This window comes from Gordonia sp. CPCC 206044 (assembly GCF_048537895.1).
Lineage (GTDB): Bacteria > Actinomycetota > Actinomycetes > Mycobacteriales > Mycobacteriaceae > Gordonia.
On record NZ_JBCLVL010000012.1, the window covers coordinates 129640 to 144367 of the forward strand.

14 protein-coding genes and 1 tRNA gene are annotated in these 14728 nt (G+C 67.8%); 6 read left to right on the forward strand and 9 right to left on the reverse strand.

Annotated features, from left to right (window positions below):
- Positions 1–103: 103 nt before the first annotated feature.
- Complete coding sequence (locus AAFP35_RS19025; RefSeq protein ID WP_419223244.1) at positions 104–1564, reverse strand: adenylate/guanylate cyclase domain-containing protein; 1461 nt, start codon at positions 1562–1564, stop codon at positions 104–106.
- A gap of 171 nt (positions 1565–1735) precedes the next feature.
- Between AAFP35_RS19025 and AAFP35_RS19030 the strand changes: the two genes are divergently transcribed.
- On the forward strand, positions 1736–2992 hold the full coding sequence (locus AAFP35_RS19030) for a DNA polymerase III subunit delta' (protein WP_419223199.1): 1257 nt from the start codon (positions 1736–1738) through the stop codon (positions 2990–2992).
- Positions 2993–3046: 54 nt separating this feature from the next.
- On the opposite strand, the gene AAFP35_RS19035 is transcribed toward AAFP35_RS19030, so the two are convergent.
- Together AAFP35_RS19035 and AAFP35_RS19040 are read right to left on the reverse strand one after the other, a co-directional pair.
- Positions 3047–4684, reverse strand: a complete 1638-nt coding sequence (locus AAFP35_RS19035; RefSeq protein WP_419223200.1) for an acyl-CoA synthetase — start codon at positions 4682–4684, stop codon at positions 3047–3049.
- Positions 4685–4920: 236 nt separating this feature from the next.
- Positions 4921–5121: a hypothetical protein gene (locus AAFP35_RS19040; protein WP_419223201.1), complete on the reverse strand. Its 201-nt coding sequence runs from the start codon at positions 5119–5121 to the stop codon at positions 4921–4923.
- A 186-nt stretch (positions 5122–5307) separates the two neighbouring features.
- Between AAFP35_RS19040 and AAFP35_RS19045 the strand changes: the two genes are divergently transcribed.
- Positions 5308–5745 carry a hypothetical protein gene (locus AAFP35_RS19045; RefSeq protein ID WP_419223202.1) on the forward strand — a complete coding sequence of 146 codons (438 nt, stop codon included), beginning with the start codon at positions 5308–5310 and terminating at the stop codon, positions 5743–5745.
- A 184-nt stretch (positions 5746–5929) separates the two neighbouring features.
- Here the strand turns inward: AAFP35_RS19045 and AAFP35_RS19050 are convergent, their stop codons facing one another.
- The 5 genes from AAFP35_RS19050 to AAFP35_RS19070 all read right to left on the reverse strand — a co-directional run bounded on the left by AAFP35_RS19050 (position 5930) and on the right by AAFP35_RS19070 (position 8231).
- Complete coding sequence (locus AAFP35_RS19050; protein ID WP_419223203.1) at positions 5930–6382, reverse strand: PaaI family thioesterase; 453 nt, start codon at positions 6380–6382, stop codon at positions 5930–5932.
- 128 nt (positions 6383–6510) lie between these two features.
- Positions 6511–6586, reverse strand: a tRNA-Thr gene (locus tag AAFP35_RS19055).
- 91 nt (positions 6587–6677) lie between these two features.
- Positions 6678–7109 (reverse strand): VOC family protein, encoded by a 432-nt coding sequence (locus tag AAFP35_RS19060; protein WP_419223204.1) that lies wholly within the window; start codon positions 7107–7109, stop codon positions 6678–6680.
- 83 nt (positions 7110–7192) lie between these two features.
- On the reverse strand, positions 7193–7648 hold the full coding sequence (locus tag AAFP35_RS19065; RefSeq protein WP_419223205.1) for a helix-turn-helix domain-containing protein: 456 nt from the start codon (positions 7646–7648) through the stop codon (positions 7193–7195).
- Between the two features lie 7 nt (positions 7649–7655).
- Positions 7656–8231, reverse strand: a complete 576-nt coding sequence (locus tag AAFP35_RS19070) for a hypothetical protein (RefSeq protein WP_419223206.1) — start codon at positions 8229–8231, stop codon at positions 7656–7658.
- Positions 8232–8276: 45 nt separating this feature from the next.
- Here AAFP35_RS19070 and AAFP35_RS19075 point away from each other — a divergent pair, with 45 nt between their 5' ends.
- On the forward strand, positions 8277–8945 hold the full coding sequence (locus tag AAFP35_RS19075) for a VOC family protein (protein ID WP_419223207.1): 669 nt from the start codon (positions 8277–8279) through the stop codon (positions 8943–8945).
- Between the two features lie 73 nt (positions 8946–9018).
- On the opposite strand, the gene AAFP35_RS19080 is transcribed toward AAFP35_RS19075, so the two are convergent.
- Complete coding sequence (locus tag AAFP35_RS19080) at positions 9019–10248, reverse strand: NAD(P)-dependent malic enzyme (RefSeq protein WP_419223208.1); 1230 nt, start codon at positions 10246–10248, stop codon at positions 9019–9021.
- A gap of 253 nt (positions 10249–10501) precedes the next feature.
- Here AAFP35_RS19080 and AAFP35_RS19085 point away from each other — a divergent pair, with 253 nt between their 5' ends.
- From AAFP35_RS19085 to AAFP35_RS19095, 3 genes are all read left to right on the forward strand, one after another.
- Entirely contained in the window at positions 10502–11152 is a 651-nt protein-coding gene (locus AAFP35_RS19085) for a GntR family transcriptional regulator (protein ID WP_419223209.1), read from the forward strand.
- Positions 11149–12387 carry an MFS transporter gene (locus AAFP35_RS19090; RefSeq protein ID WP_419223210.1) on the forward strand — a complete coding sequence of 413 codons (1239 nt, stop codon included), beginning with the start codon at positions 11149–11151 and terminating at the stop codon, positions 12385–12387. The genes AAFP35_RS19085 and AAFP35_RS19090 overlap by 4 nt, the downstream gene beginning before the upstream one ends.
- Before the next feature lie 76 nt (positions 12388–12463).
- Entirely contained in the window at positions 12464–14653 is a 2190-nt protein-coding gene (locus AAFP35_RS19095) for a DUF6541 family protein (protein WP_419223211.1), read from the forward strand.
- Positions 14654–14728: the final 75 nt, after the last annotated feature.

A 14728-nucleotide genomic window follows, 5' to 3' on the forward strand; every position in this document is an offset into this window, starting at 1 on the left:
CGCCCTCACGCCGACAGCAACCGGTATCGCGCCGAGAGCAACTGGTCTGGCGCCGAGAGCAACGTGCTGCGGCTCGCGTTCGACGGGTGGTCGACGATCGGCGTTACTCGATCACCTGGGGCGCCAGGATCGGTCGCGCGAGGAGCGTCTCGATCCCGCGCCCGCGTAGCTCGACGCCTTCGCCGATGTCCCAGTGCTCGGACTCGTCCTGGGATGCCAGGAACACCGCGCGGGCCGACCCGAGCACACGGGTCGGCTCGTCCTTGGCCAGCTCGGTCAGTCGCGCCGCCTCGTTCACCGGGTCGCCGATGACGGTGTACTCGAGGCGTTGTTCGGAGCCGATGTGTCCGGCGATCGCCTTGCCCGCCGACACCCCGATGCCGATGTCGGTGTCGCCGAGGGTGCGGTACAGCTCGGTGCGCAGTTCACGTGCCGACGCCAATGCCTTGCCCGCGAAGTCCTCGAGGTCCAGGGGTGCGCCGAAGATCGCGAGCGCGGCATCACCCTGGAATTTGTTGACGAAGCCGCCGTGCCGGCCGACGACGGCGACGACCACCCGGAAGAACTCGTTGAGCAACTCCACCACTTCACGCGGTGGACGGTTGACGGCCAGCCGGGTCGAGCCGACGATGTCGACGAACAGCACACCGACGTAGCGCTCCTCCCCACCGAGCTCGGTGCCGGTCTCGATGGCGCGGCGTGCGACGTCCTCGCCGACGTAGCGGCCGAACAGGTTGCGCAGCTGGTTGCGTTCCCGCAGATCGGCGACCATGTCGTTGAACCCGGCCTGCAGCAGGCCGAGGTCGCTGCCGTCGTAGATCTTCACCGCGACGTTCAGGTTGCCGTCGCTGACCTCCGACTGGGCGCGACGAAGCTGTTTGATGGGGTCGTTGATGGCGCCGACCACCCGCACGATCGCGATAACGCTGAACGCCAGGGCGGCACCCGACATCCAGAGGATGGGGCGCTGGAGGCCCTCGGCGTCGGTGTCGATCCAGCCGAGACGCTGCAGGGTGATCAGTCCGATGATCACGGCCAGTGGCGCCACGACGCTGATCACCCAGAAGACCGCGATCCGAGTGGTCACGCTGGGGGCCACCGCGACGTCTGGATTGTTCGCCATGGCGGCGACGGTGATCGGTCGAAGGACCTTCTCGGCCTGCATGTAGGAGAGCACGCAGGTGATGAGTGCGCCGATGGCGCTGGCCAGCGCCACGATGAATGCGTCGCGATGTGAGACCGCGAACGTCACCAAGGTGAACAGCACACCGCCGATCAACCACAGCCCGGCCTGCACCACCGACAACAGATACGGCAGTTTGAGGGCGCGCTTGCGGGCCGTGTCGTTGTCGAGCCGCGTGCGTCGTCGGTGCCATACCAGGACCGGCAGGGACAGTTGGATGCTCAGGAACGCCCCGACCAACATGGCCACGACGAGGTAGACGGCGAAGATGACCTGATTGAGGGCGGTGATCTCGTCGAGCCGGATCGAGTCCTCGACGGGCATCCCGAAACGGAGGAAGGCGAAGGTGAACAGCGCGCCGACCACGTTTGCCCGCAGCATGTCGAGGGCAAGGATCGGCCACGGCGTGTGCACCAGCCAGCGACCGAGATGCACTCCCTTCGACCACCGGGACCGACGTTCAATCACGTGACAACGGTAACCGGCTGCTTGCAATTGTTAAACACGCGCGCGGCCTCCTGGGATGTCTGAGCAGCACATTAGTGTGGCGGTGTGACAAATGTCTTCGCTCGCTTGATCGGACAGCTCGCGGTCGCCGACGAACTGCGCACCGCCGCTCGGGCGGCGCGCGGTGGCGTGGCCCGATCCGGGTCGGCCGTCGAGTCCGGGTCCGCCGCCACCGACCCGGCTCGGCCCGGCCTGGGGATGACCCATGCCTGGCTGTTCACCGGGCCGCCGGGCAGCGGGCGGTCGGTGGCGGCGACATGTTTCGCCGCCGCCCTGCAGTGCCAGTCCGACACCGAGGTCGGCTGTGGTGAGTGTCGGGCGTGTACGACGGTGATGGCGCAGACCCATGCCGACGTTCGGCATGTCGTCCCGCAGGGATTGAGCCTGTCCGTACACGAGGCGCGTGACGTCGTGCAGGCTGCCGCGCGACGTCCCGGCACCGGTCGCTGGCAGATCGTCATCGTCGAGGACGCCGATCGCCTCACCGAACAGGCCGCCAACGCGTTGCTCAAGGCGGTCGAGGAGCCGCCGTCCCGAACGGTCTTTCTGCTGTGCGCGCCGTCGGTGGATCCGGAGGACATCTCGGTGACGCTGCGGTCCCGTTGCAGGCACATCGCACTGACCACTCCGGCGGCTCCCGACATCGCGCAGGTGCTGATCGACCGTGACGGCATCGACGCCGACCGTGCCGCATGGGCCGCAGGCGTCTGCGGTGGCCACGTCGGGCGAGCCAGGCGCCTGGCCACCGACGACGACGCACGAGCGCAGCGCGAGAAAGCGCTCGCCTTGGCGCGCGCGGCGACCCGAGACTCGACTGCGTACGCCGCGGCCGAAGCACTGGTCCGATCTGCTGACGAGGCCGCCAAGGCGATCAGTGCGGAACTCGACGAGGCCGAGACCGACGAGATGAAGACCGCCCTCGGCGCCGGCGGCACCGGAAAGGGCACCGCCCGCCCGCCGCGCGGCACCGCGGGTGCACTCAAGGAACTGGAGAAACGTCAGAAGTCCCGGGCCACACGTGTCTCGCGAGACGTCCTCGACCGGGCTCTGGTGGATCTCGCCGCCTTGTTCCGGGACGCCCTGGTGGTGTCGGTGGGGGCGCAGGTGACCGCCATGCACCCCGACAAGGCCGCGGACATCGTCGGACCGATGGCGAATTTCGCGTCGCCCGAACAACTCCTGCGATGTGTGGAGGCGGTCCTGGACTGCCGGACCGCGCTCGACGTCAACGTGAAACCGAAGTTCGCCGTCGACGCCATGGTCGCCACCATCGGTGTGGCGATGCGGTCCGGCGCTCGCTGACGTCTTCGTGACGCTCGCTCCCTCTCGTGGAGAAACCGTCACGAAGGGCGATCGTCAGGTCAGCGGGCCTGTCGGCAGTTGCCGTCGCACCAGTTTGCCGGTGGCGTTGCGCGGCAGTTCGTCGATGAACACGACATCGCGGGGCACCTTGTAGCGCGCCAGATGTGATCGCACGTGGGTCTTGATGTCGTCGACCTGGGGATCGGTGTCTTCGGCGCGAACGATGAAGGCGCGCAAGCGGGTTCCGAACTCCTCGTCGTCGACCCCGACGACCGCGACATCGGCGACGTCGGGGTGCTCGGCCAGGAGGTTCTCCACCTCGAGCGGATAGACGTTCTCGCCTCCGGACACGATCATGTCGTCGTCGCGGCCTTCGATGAACAGCAGGCCGTCGGCGTCGAAGCGGCCCATGTCGCCGGTGGACATGTACCCCTCCAGGATCTGTTTGTTGCGACCGTCGGTGTAACCCTCGAACGGGGCACCGTTGCGCACGAAGAGCCTTCCGCGGACGTTCTTCTCGGTGATCCGGCGATCGTTCTGGTCGAACAGGGCGAGGTGGCTGCTGACGGGCGGGCGACCGACGGTGCCCGGGGCGCGCCGCAGCTCATGCGGTTGCGCGATCGCGGCGATGGCGACCTCGGTGGACCCGTACATGTTGTAGAGGACGTCGCCGAAGGCGTCCTGAACCGCCTCGGACAGGGTGGGCGAGAGCGCCGATCCGGCGATCACGATGATCTTCAACGCCGAGGTGTCGTACTTGGCCAGGACTTCCGGTCCCAGGGCGAGCATCCGGTGCAGCATGGTCGGGACCGCGACGAGTGTCTCGGCTCGGTGTTCGGCCAGCGCGGCGAGCGTCTTCTCGGCGTCGAAGCGACGCATGACGACGGTCTTGTTGCCCAGCGCGGTGCCCACGCCCCAGACGGCGAAACCGGTGGAGTGAAAGATCGGCGAGACGATCACCATGGTCCCGTCATGAGGGATCGGGACCCGGTCCAGCAGCAGGGCACTGGTGAACGGGGAGAACTTGCCGCGTCGGGCGCCCTTGGGCAGGCCGGTCGTACCGCTGGTGAGGATCACCAGACCGCCGAGCTCCGCGGGCATCGGCGGCGCCGTGGTGTTGCCGCCGTCGATCACGTCGTCGAGGATCCGCACGCCATCGGGAACCGGTCGGTTGCCGTCGACCCAGGTCAGACAGCGCGGCATGTCGTCGGGGAGCGCATCGAGCAGGTCGGTGAACTCCTCGTCGTAGAACATGGCCGCAACACCCTCGCGCTCGGCCACCTCGGCGAACTGGGTCTTGCCGAAACCGGTGTTCATCATGACCAGACGCAGACCGGCTCGGCCGGCAGCGCTCATCACGGTCAGGAGTCCGCGGTGATCGCGTGCAAGGACCCCGATCACGCTGCCCGGGGACAGACCGAGCCCCAGCAGGTCGTTGGCGAGTGCGTTCGACGCACGATCGAGGTCACCGAAGGTGACCGTTCCGCGTTCGTCGGTGAGGGCCGGTGCATCGGGGTGTTCCTCCGCGCCGTGCATGATGACCGCCGCCGGAGCGCCGATCGACTTCGCCCGTTTGGACGCCTTGACCACCTCGCCGGGCTTGGTGATGTCCAACGCCCCGGCCTTCTGCAGGACGCGGATCGCCTGCACGGTGTCGGAGAGGACCTCGAGACGGTCGCGAATGGATGGCATGGTCGAGGTTCCTCCCGATACGTGGCACACAGGTGATTCGCTGTCACTCTAGGGCGAACTGACACGCCGTGTGTTCACATTTGCCCACTCTTCGGAGAATCGATGTCCGCCGCCCGTGTCCGGTGACCGGGGTTGAGGTCGAACAGCCTGTCCCGCAGTCACATTCGGTCTCGAGATGGCGAACACGCCGGAGGGTCGGCGCCGATCGGCGGCGGGTCCGGCCGGTCGGTGCGACGCTACTGCCCGGCCGGTGTGCCACCGCCCTCGGTGTCGTCGCTCGGCGTCTCGTCGGAACCGGCCGTGGCGTCGGATTCCGACTCGTCCTCGTCGCGGAGGGCGTCGTAGCCGTCGACACCCTCGAGGACCGTCAACTCTTGGTCGAACGCCGCCGTGACCGCCTTGGCTTCCTCTTTGATCTTGTTGATGAAGTCCGACATCGTATGTCTCCTTGCGGTGTCGACCGGATGGTCCCTTTCACTATAGAGATCGCGACCGACGTGAACGGTCGCGATCGCGAGTCGTTCGATCGGCCGATTCGCGTCGCCGGGCCGCCGGATTTGCGCGGTGGTGCCGATGGGGGTCGATTACCGTGACCGAGTCCGAAACGGAATCGAGGAGCGGTGATGCGGCGGGTCGTGGTCGGGGTGTTGGTAATCGTGGGTGTGATGTCGGGCGTGGCAGGTGGGGTCGGCGCAGCGGACGCCGCCCCGCGGCCATCGGTCCGGGTCTGTGCTGTCTACGACGGTGGTCGGCCGTACGTCGGCCCGATGAAGCTGTATTCGCGCAAGCGATTGGTCAAGATGCTGAACACGTCGCCGCGCGGCTGCATGGTCTTCGAGGGGCTCTACGGCGGCTTCGCGTACCGGGCGAGTGTGGAGTCGCAGTACAACACGTGCACGACCGAGAAGGTCTTCCCGAACGACCCCAACTCGACCATGACCCGCACCACCGGCCAGATCGTCACCCGCGTCGGTAAGTCCGCATGGAAGGTGACGCCACGCTCGAACGGCAGGCTGAATCTGGGGCGGATCGTCGTGAACACGGTGGTGTCGTCGTGCTGAGTCTGTCCGGGCGACACGTTCTCGACGGCGTCGAACCCCGCGAGATGAGGGAAGGCGAACCGAGCGGATGATCGCGACGCGCGGGTTGCCGGCGGCCGGGGTGATGTCGGACGTCTCGACGGCCGATGTCGCGCCACCGCAGTTGGTGCGCGGACTATCGACGCCACGTGGACCGGGGAGCCGGTCAGACCGCGTCGGGGGCGTCGGCGACGTCGATCACCCGCGCGGTCGCGGTGGCCGTCGCGGCCGGGCCATCTGCGTCGTATAGCGTGGCGGCGAGCTCGGCCGTTGCGCCGGACCGGTCGACCACACGTCCGTGCGCCGTCACCGGCCCCGGCCGCAACGGACGCAGGAAGCGCACACTGAACTCTTCGGTCGACTGGAATTTCTCGGGATCGAGAGTCGCGAGCAGCGTCGGACCGACGGTGTCGTAGAGCATCGCGGCGACGAATGCGCCGAGCACGTTGCCGAAGGGATTCGTCCACTCTGCGCGGGCCGTGAACGCAAGATCGATTGTGCCGGAATCACTGTCGGCGTCGACGAAACGCAGTCCCAAGGTCTGGGCCGCGGGAGGCTGCGACGTGCGGCCCAGCATGCCGTCCCAGAACGGGCCCTGCCGAGGCGCCGCGGAGTCCATGCCGATCACGATAGGCGCATCGTGAGCAGACGCAAGCGGTCTGACGATGGATGACGTGCTGGTCGGGCATGGGTCCGGTCGCGATGTCGGTCCCGTGGACGACTTGGGCCGGGCGTTGGGTTCCCTCGTGGAGCCGCCCAGGGGAATCGAACCCCTGACCTATTCATTACGAGTGAATCGCTCTACCGACTGAGCTAGGGCGGCGTGCTGCCGAGGCAGCGCGTACGAGTGTAGCGAGCCAGACGGTGAGCGACCAAACCGGGACCAGGGAGGCCGGCGAGAGTGACCACGCCGCTCAGACGTCCGCCAGATCGTGAGCGAGTTGCGTGAGCCGGATGCTGTTGCCCGACGGATCGCGGAATCCGGCGTCGATGCCGTAGGGCCGCTGCTCGGGAGTCTCGGTGAACTCCACTCCGCGGGCACTGAGCTCCTGGTAGGAGGCCTGACAGTCATCGGTGGTGAGAAACACGGTGCCGGCGAATCCCTTCGCCGTCAGGTTGCGGATCTCGTCCTGGGTTGCGGCGTCGACCATCGGTGGCGCGGGAATCGCCATCAACACGAGCGACACGTCGTCTTGTCCGGGTGGTCCGACGGTGAGCCAGCGGAAATCGCCCATCTCGCTCAGGGTGACGTCGGAGCGCACCTCGAGTCCCACCTTGCTGGTGTAGAAGTCCAATGCTGCGTCCTGGTCGTGGACCCAGACCTGTGCGCGTGCGATGCGAATCATGGTGTTGCCCTTCTGATTTTCCGGCCCATGGTGTTCCGGCCCGGTTTTCCGGGCTTTGGCGTGTGCCGGTGGTGTCTTCGACGCTATGCCTGTCCCGGGTCGGTGGTCTTCTTCCGATGTGCTGTCTTGTCGACGCGGGTGGTCGGGCCGGGGCGGTGGTAGACACGCAGCACGCACGCGGGGACCCGCGCATACGTGTGGGCGGGTGGGAACGATGCCCGGTAGGTGGTCGGGGACTTGCCGAAAGCCCTGGTGAAGCTGGTCGTGAACGAACCGACGCTGGACAGTCCGACGGCCATGCAGATCGCCGTCACCGAGCGGTCGGTGTTGCGGAGCATCGCTGCGGCCCGTTCGAGGCGTCTGGTCTGCAGGTATGCGTGTGGTGATTCGCCGAACGTCGCGGTGAACTCCCGGGTGAAATGTGCACGGGAGAGCCCGGCGGCCGCGGCCATGTCGTCGACCTCGAGTGGCTCGGCGTAGCGGGCGTCGACGAGGTCTTTCGCCCGCAGGAGGTGCCGGGCGGCAGGGGTGGCTGCCACGATCCGATCACCCGCCGTCGATCCGCGCCAGCAGGGCGCGTCCCCGCGGCGACAGCCGATACCCGACGTCGAGGCTCTCGGTGAGCCCGAGCTTCTTCAACTTTCGTACATCGAGCTTGAAATCCGGCCTGTCCCTGCCGAGTTCGGCAGCAAGCTCGGTGGACACCACGGCCGGCCGTCGACCGATCAGAGCCAGCACGGCGCGCGTCCACGGACCGTGCGTCGAGCGGGCGTCCAGCCGGTCCAGGCGGACCACGAGGTCGGCGATGTCGTCGTCGGAGAGGTCATCGTCCTCCCGCAGCGCGACCCGCGGATCGGGGCCGACCCAGCGCAGGCCGACACGGAAGATGGGGTCGTCGGTGGCGCGCAGCCGGGCGATCGCGGCCTGTGCGGTGGGGAATCCGGCGCGGTGCGCATCCTCGTCGGTGATGTCGTCCACACGGTCGACCGAGACGATTTCCGTGACGCCTGCCGGTCCGACGAACCTGGAACCGGGTTTGACCCGGGCGATCTTCCACCGGCGGAAGGCAAGATCGATCGAGCCGTCCGCCACTCCCTGCGCCACCGGACCGGGAAGCAGCACACCAACAGCCTACCGAGACGAGCCCGAGGGTCGTAGGGTCGAGGTATGTCCGGATCCAACCCGACACCAGTCAGCGCCGCGGCCGCGACCGGGGAGGTCTCCGAGCCGTGGCGGGTTCTCTGCGACACCCTCCACGCTGCCTACCAGACCGGCAACATGGTTCGCGGTGGTGAGTTCGTCGCCAAGGTCATCGATGCGGCGGAAGCGGCAGGTCACCATCCCGACATCGACTTGCGATACGGCTCAGTGCATCTGGCGTTGACCACGCACAGCGCGCATCGACTCACCGACGCCGACGTGGCCCTCGCCAACGCGATCGCGGCGATCGCCGACCACATGGGCCTCGATGCCACCGCGGCGCCGCCGGGGCGGTTCGAGGTGGCCATCGACGCCCTCGACATCGCGCGCATCCGCCCATTCTGGAAGGCGGTCCTCGGATATCGCGACGAGCCGGAGGGCGGCCCGGTGGACCTGACCGATCCGGCCGGGATCCTCCCGGCCATCTGGTTCCAGCAGATGGACGAACCGCGGCCGCAGCGCAGCCGTGTGCACGTCGATTTCTGGGTTCCGCACGACCTCGTGCAGGAACGTGTCGCCACCGCCGTCGAGGCCGGTGGTCACCTGGTCACCGACGAGTTCGCCCCGACATGGTGGGTGCTCGCCGACGCGGAGGACAACGAGATCTGCCTGTGCGCCTGGCCGGAGCGGGGATGACCGAAACGTCCCCGTGAGAGACGTCCGAGGATCACCTCGGCGCCCGTCACGGGGACGATGCCAGCGAGAAAGGTCAGGCGACGCCTTCGGCGCGTGCTGCCTCGGCAACCGCCTCGGCGACCGCGGGCGCGACCCGCTTGTCGAGTGGGCTCGGCACGATCCGGTCGGCCTGCAGCTCGTCGCCGACGACGGAGAGGATCGCTTCTGCCGCAGCGATCTTCATGCGTTCGGTGATGCGTCGGGCTCCGGCGTCCAGTGCGCCCTTGAACACGCCGGGGAAGGCGAGCACGTTGTTGATCTGGTTCGGGAAGTCGCTGCGCCCGGTCGCGACGATGGCCGCGTACTTGCCCGCGACGGTCGGATGGATCTCCGGGTCGGGGTTCGACAACGCGAACACGATCGAGTCGTCGGCCATCGAGGCGATCAACGACTCGTCGATCTTGCCCGCCGAGACACCCAGGAACACGTCGGCGCCGTCGAGCGCCTCCGCGGCGCCGCCACCGAGGCTGCGCGGGTTGGTGCGTTCGGCCAGTTCCTGCTTGGTCTCGTTGAGGTCGTCGCGGTGGAAGCTGACGATGCCCTTCGAGTCCAGGACGACGATGTCGGTCACGCCCGCCGCGAGCAGGATGTTGGCGCAAGCGACGCCGGCCGCACCGGCTCCGGAGATGACCACCTTGAGCGTGCTGATGTCGCGGTCCTGCAGCTTCATCGCGCCCTTCAGCGCGGCCAGCACCACGATGGCGGTGCCGTGCTGATCGTCGTGCATGACCGGGCAGTCGAGGGCCTCGATGACGCGGCGTTCGATCTCGAAGCAGCGCGGCGCCGAGATGTCCTCGAGGTTGATCGCGCCGAAGCTCGGACGCAGGCGGATCAGCGTCTCCACGATCTCGTCGGGATCCTTGGTGTCGAGCACGATCGGGATCGAGTTGAGTCCGGCAAACGTCCGGAAGAGCGCGGATTTGCCCTCCATCACCGGAAGGGAGGCGCGTGGCCCGATGTCGCCGAGGCCGAGCACGGCCGAGCCGTCACTGACCACCGCGACGAGGCGGTCGGTCCAGGTGTACTTGTTCACCAGGTGGGTCTCGTTGTCGATGGCACGCGATACCTGGGCGACGCCCGGCGTGTACGCGATGGACAGATCCCGCTGCGTGTCGATCGGCGAACGCAACTCCACCGAGAGTTTGCCGCCGACGTGCGCCATGAAGATCTCCTCGTCGGTGATCGGCAACTCGGCGATGGTCGGCTCGTTGAAGGGCGTCGTGCCCTTGTGTTCGGTGGGGGCGTTGTCTGCCGTGCTTGCCACGGTGTACCTCCTGCGTAACCCGCCGTCCCAGCGGGTCTCCTAATGGTGGCGCCACGTCGGCGGGGCGCCAATGCACCTGTGGGACAGGGGTTCGACGGCGCATGCAGACCACTCCGTCGGACCTCGGTCCGCTGCGTCCGAGCGGCGTATGTGCCCGGTCGCGCAACCTGATAAGTGTCCCACCGGGGTTGTGAGCCGATCAAGGTGACCCCGGTTTGGATGGGTCCGATCACATGGGATACAACTTGTATCTATGTCGTATGCGAGCGGGACCGCAGCCGAACGTGTCTATGACGAGGTCAAAGAGCTGATTCTCACAAACGCGCTGGTAGGCGGTGAGTTGATCAGCGAAGGTGACGTGGCTGCACGCTGTGCGGTGAGTCGTACCCCGGTCCGGGAAGCGTTCCTCCGATTGGAGACCGAAGGGTGGATGCGGCTGTATCCCAAACGGGGTGCACTGGTGGTGCCGATCGGTGAGCGGGAGGCGCGAGATGTCGTCGGCGCCCGGACGCTCCTCGAGGAGCATGCGGTGCGGTCCATCGTCGACGATCCGGCCGCGCGGGCCGTGCTGGTCGCACAGTTGGAGGAGAACCTGACGGCTCATCGCGGGGCCGACTGGGCCGACCTCGCCGAGTTCTCCCGCCTCGACGCCCAGTTCCACCAACTCATCGTCGCGGCAGGCGACAATCCGCTCCTCGCCGATTTCTTCGTGGCGCTCGGGGAGCGCCATCGCCGCATGACGTCGGCGAGTGTGCATCGCGACGCGTCGATCCCCGAGCGCATCCTGACCGACCACCGAGCGTTGCTCACCGCCATCGAGGCGGGTGACGCCGATGCCTTCGCGTCGTCTCTCGGCGCGCATCTGGCCGGCGTGCACGACCTGCGGACGGGAATCCGACGATGACCGCCACGACCACGGAGATCGTCGCACCCACCAAGACCGGGTATTGGCGTCCGGTCTCGCTCGCCGTGTTCGCCTCGGCGTGGGGCGGCAACCAGTTCACACCGTTGCTGGTGATGTACCGGCAGAACGGCGGATTGTCGGCGGTCGCGGTGGACAGCCTCCTCTTCACCTACGTCCTCGGTATCGTGCCCGCCCTGCTCATCGGCGGTCCGCTGTCGGATCGGTTCGGTCGTCGCCCGCTCATGTTGCCTGCGCCGGTCTTCGCCGCGCTGGGGTCGCTGTTGCTGGCGTCGGGGCCGCACTCGCTCACGCTGCTCAGCGTGGGCCGCGTCGCCAGCGGTGTCGCCTTGGGCCTGTCGATGGCGGTCGGTGGCAGCTGGATCACCGAGATCAGTCGTCGGGAGGGAACCCACGCCGCCGTCGGCGCGCGTCGCGCCGCGATGAGCCTGACCGCCGGATTCGGCGTCGGCGCCGGTCTGGCCGGTGTCCTCGCGCAGTGGGGGCCGTGGCCCGAGGTCACCCCGTACGTGGTGAACATCGTCGTTGCGGGCGCGGCGCTGGTGTGGCTGATCACGAGCCCCGAGACCAGGCCGCGACCGGAGCACCCGGGACGGCTCGTCGACGACCTCAAGATCAGCGGACTCGGCCAGCGACGTTTCCTGTTCGTCGTGTTGCCGGTGGCGCCATGGGTGTTCGGGGCGTGCGCGTCGGCGTACGCGGTGATCCCGGCGCTGATGGCGGTGAAGACCTCCGGTGCGCCGATCGCGTTCGCCGCACTGTGCTGCGTGCTCGGGTTGGCGGCCGGATTCGGAATCCAGTCGGTCGGCCGTCGCATCGACGACCCCGACGGTGTACGCGGCGTCGTGCTCGCACTGGTGATCCTCGCGGTCGGCATGGCGCTGGCCGCGGCGTCGGCGGCGGCCCTCACCATCTGGCTGGCGCTGGTCGCCGCAGCTGTCCTGGGCTGCGGCTACGGCATGGCGATGATCTCCGGGCTCCTCGAGGTGCAGCGGATCGCCGGGCCGGACAACCTGGCCGGTCTGACGGCCGTCTTCTACGGCGCGACGTATCTCGGATTCGCCGTGCCTGCCGTGCTGGCCTGGGTGTCGGAGACCTACACCGGGGTCACCTATCCGATGATGTTCGGTGTCGGGGTGGCCGCCGCGGCGGTCTGTCTGGTGGTCGTGACGATCGCGCATCGCCTCGACCGGCGCGGCTCGCGGACACCGGTCTGATCGGGGGAGCGCCCGCTCGTCGAGGCGCCGACGGTAACCTCTTTCTGGTTCTCACCGACACGGGAGGTTGCGCGCGATGATGCTGGGGGCGTGGGTCACCGTGGTGACGGCCCTGACGCTAATCCTTCCCGGTGCCCTCGTCGGACGGCGCATGACGCTGCCGTGGCCGGTGGCGATCGCCGCCGGCCCGCCGATCACCTTCGCGATCGTGAGCATCTTCACCATCGTCTATTCGGCCATCGGGTTCGAATGGAACATCATCTCGGCGGCGGTGGCGCTGGTCATCACCCTGTTGATCGCGTGGGCCTACGCCGCGGTCCTGCGTCTGCGGCCGTGGCGTCGATGGACGACCCCGGTACCGCCCGCCGACGATGCGCCGCCGCTCGGTCGGCACTCGGTGGGAGGTCTGATCGTCGGTCTCGGGATCGGCGCGGTCATCATCGCTGTCACCTGCATCCGTCCCCTGGTCAAGACGGCCTTCGCCGGGCTCGGCAACATCTCGCAGGTCTGGGACTCCCTGTGGCACGCCAGCGCGCTGCGGTGGATTCACGAGACCGGTGTGGGTTCGGCGATGCGTATGGGCGAGTTGATGAACTACGACACCCACGGGTTCAACTACTACCCCAACACGTGGCATTCGCTGGGGGCCATCCTCATCCCGGTGACCGGGGCCGACCCGGTCGAGCTGTACAACACGTACTCGCCTGCGGCGCTCGCCATCACCGTGCCGTTCGGCGTCGCATCGCTGACCTATTGGCTGGCCCGTCATCGCCTCGCGCCCAACCGTGCGGCGTTCCTGGCGGCGACAGCGGGTGCGGTGTCGGCACTGTTTCCCTCGTTGCCCTACGTCGAGGTCGCGCTGACGTCGGTGCCCAACGCGGTCGGTGTGTCGCTCGCGCCGGTCGCGGCGATCCTGGTGATCAGTGCGGTGCGCGACCGCCGTCGGGCACTGCCCGCGGCGCTCGCGCTCGCCGGCGTCACCGCGACCCATCCGTCGGGCCTGGTCTTCGCCGGTGTCCTGGTGGCGCTGTGGTGGGTTCTGGAGGGCTTGTGGCGGCCCGCGGCGGGACGCGTCCGAGACCTGGTGTCGTTGGTGGCCACCGGTCTGTTCACCCTCGTGCTCATCGCTCCGGTGGTGCTCGGCACGATCAAGGTCGCCGACACCAACGAACTGCCGTTCTTCGACTTCCGCGTCGACACCGTCGGCATCCTCACTGGGCTGGCCCAGGCGGCGTTCAACGGCACGGTCCCGGTGGGCAACCTGTCCTACCCCGTGTGGCCGCTCATCGCGCTCACCGTGATCGGACTCCTGGCGCTGGTGTGGATGCGGTGTTGGGCCGGACTGGCCGCATGGATCGTGTTCGTCCTGGTGACCGCCAACTCGATGGTGGCGCTGGGCCTGCTGTCGTATCCGCTGGGTGCGGTCGGCGGATACTTCTACAACTCGCCGCACAGGTTGACGTTCGTGGTGGCGTTGCTCTCGGCGGCCGTCGCGGGGATCGCGCTCGGCGGTATCGTGCTGGGGATCGCGGACCTGTTGTCGCGGTTCGCCCTTGGCGGTGCTCGCGGGAGCGTCACGCGGGATGACGGGCGCGGGCCGGCCCCGGCGGGCGCCGGTGGCCCGGCCGCCGAGGAGGGGACGTCCGGAGGGACGCGCAACATCGACGAGACAGGCACCGAGCGAGTCCCACGCGCGACGTCGGCACGGGCGGCGCGCTGGGTGGTGCCCGCAGCGTTCGTCGTGTTGATGGTGGTGATCGTCGGAGCCGGGGCGCAGCGATATCCGACGAACGCGCAGATCGCATCCAAGGAGCGGGGCGGCAAGTTCATCGGTCCCGACGATCTCGACGCCTATCACTGGCTGGAGCGTCAGCCGGGCGTGCAGGACACACTGATCCTCAACAATCTCGATCAGGGCACCGGCTGGATCTATCCGGTCACCGGGCTCACTCCGATGTTCCCGTTCTACCGCGCCAACGATTTCTCGCAGCGTCAGCGCGACCTGTTCTGGGGTGTCTCCCAGATCGGCGCGGATCCGAAGATCGATCACATCGTGCGGGACATGAACGTGCACTACGTGATCGACAGTCCGCCGAGCTACTGGGAGTTCCAGCGTGGTGTGCCCGATCCGGAACACGGCATCCAGGGCGATCCGTTCCTGGCGCTACGCCGAGAAGGGGCACCCGGCCTCACGGTCGTGTTCCGGCAGGGCAACGTCACGGTCTATCGCGTCGACGATGCAATCTTCGCTCCCGCACCCCGTTGAGTCCGGTGCCATCGATCGAGATCGATTGTGTGCGAGGTGTTTGCGCGGCTCGATGACGGTGTGTAGCGGTGTCGT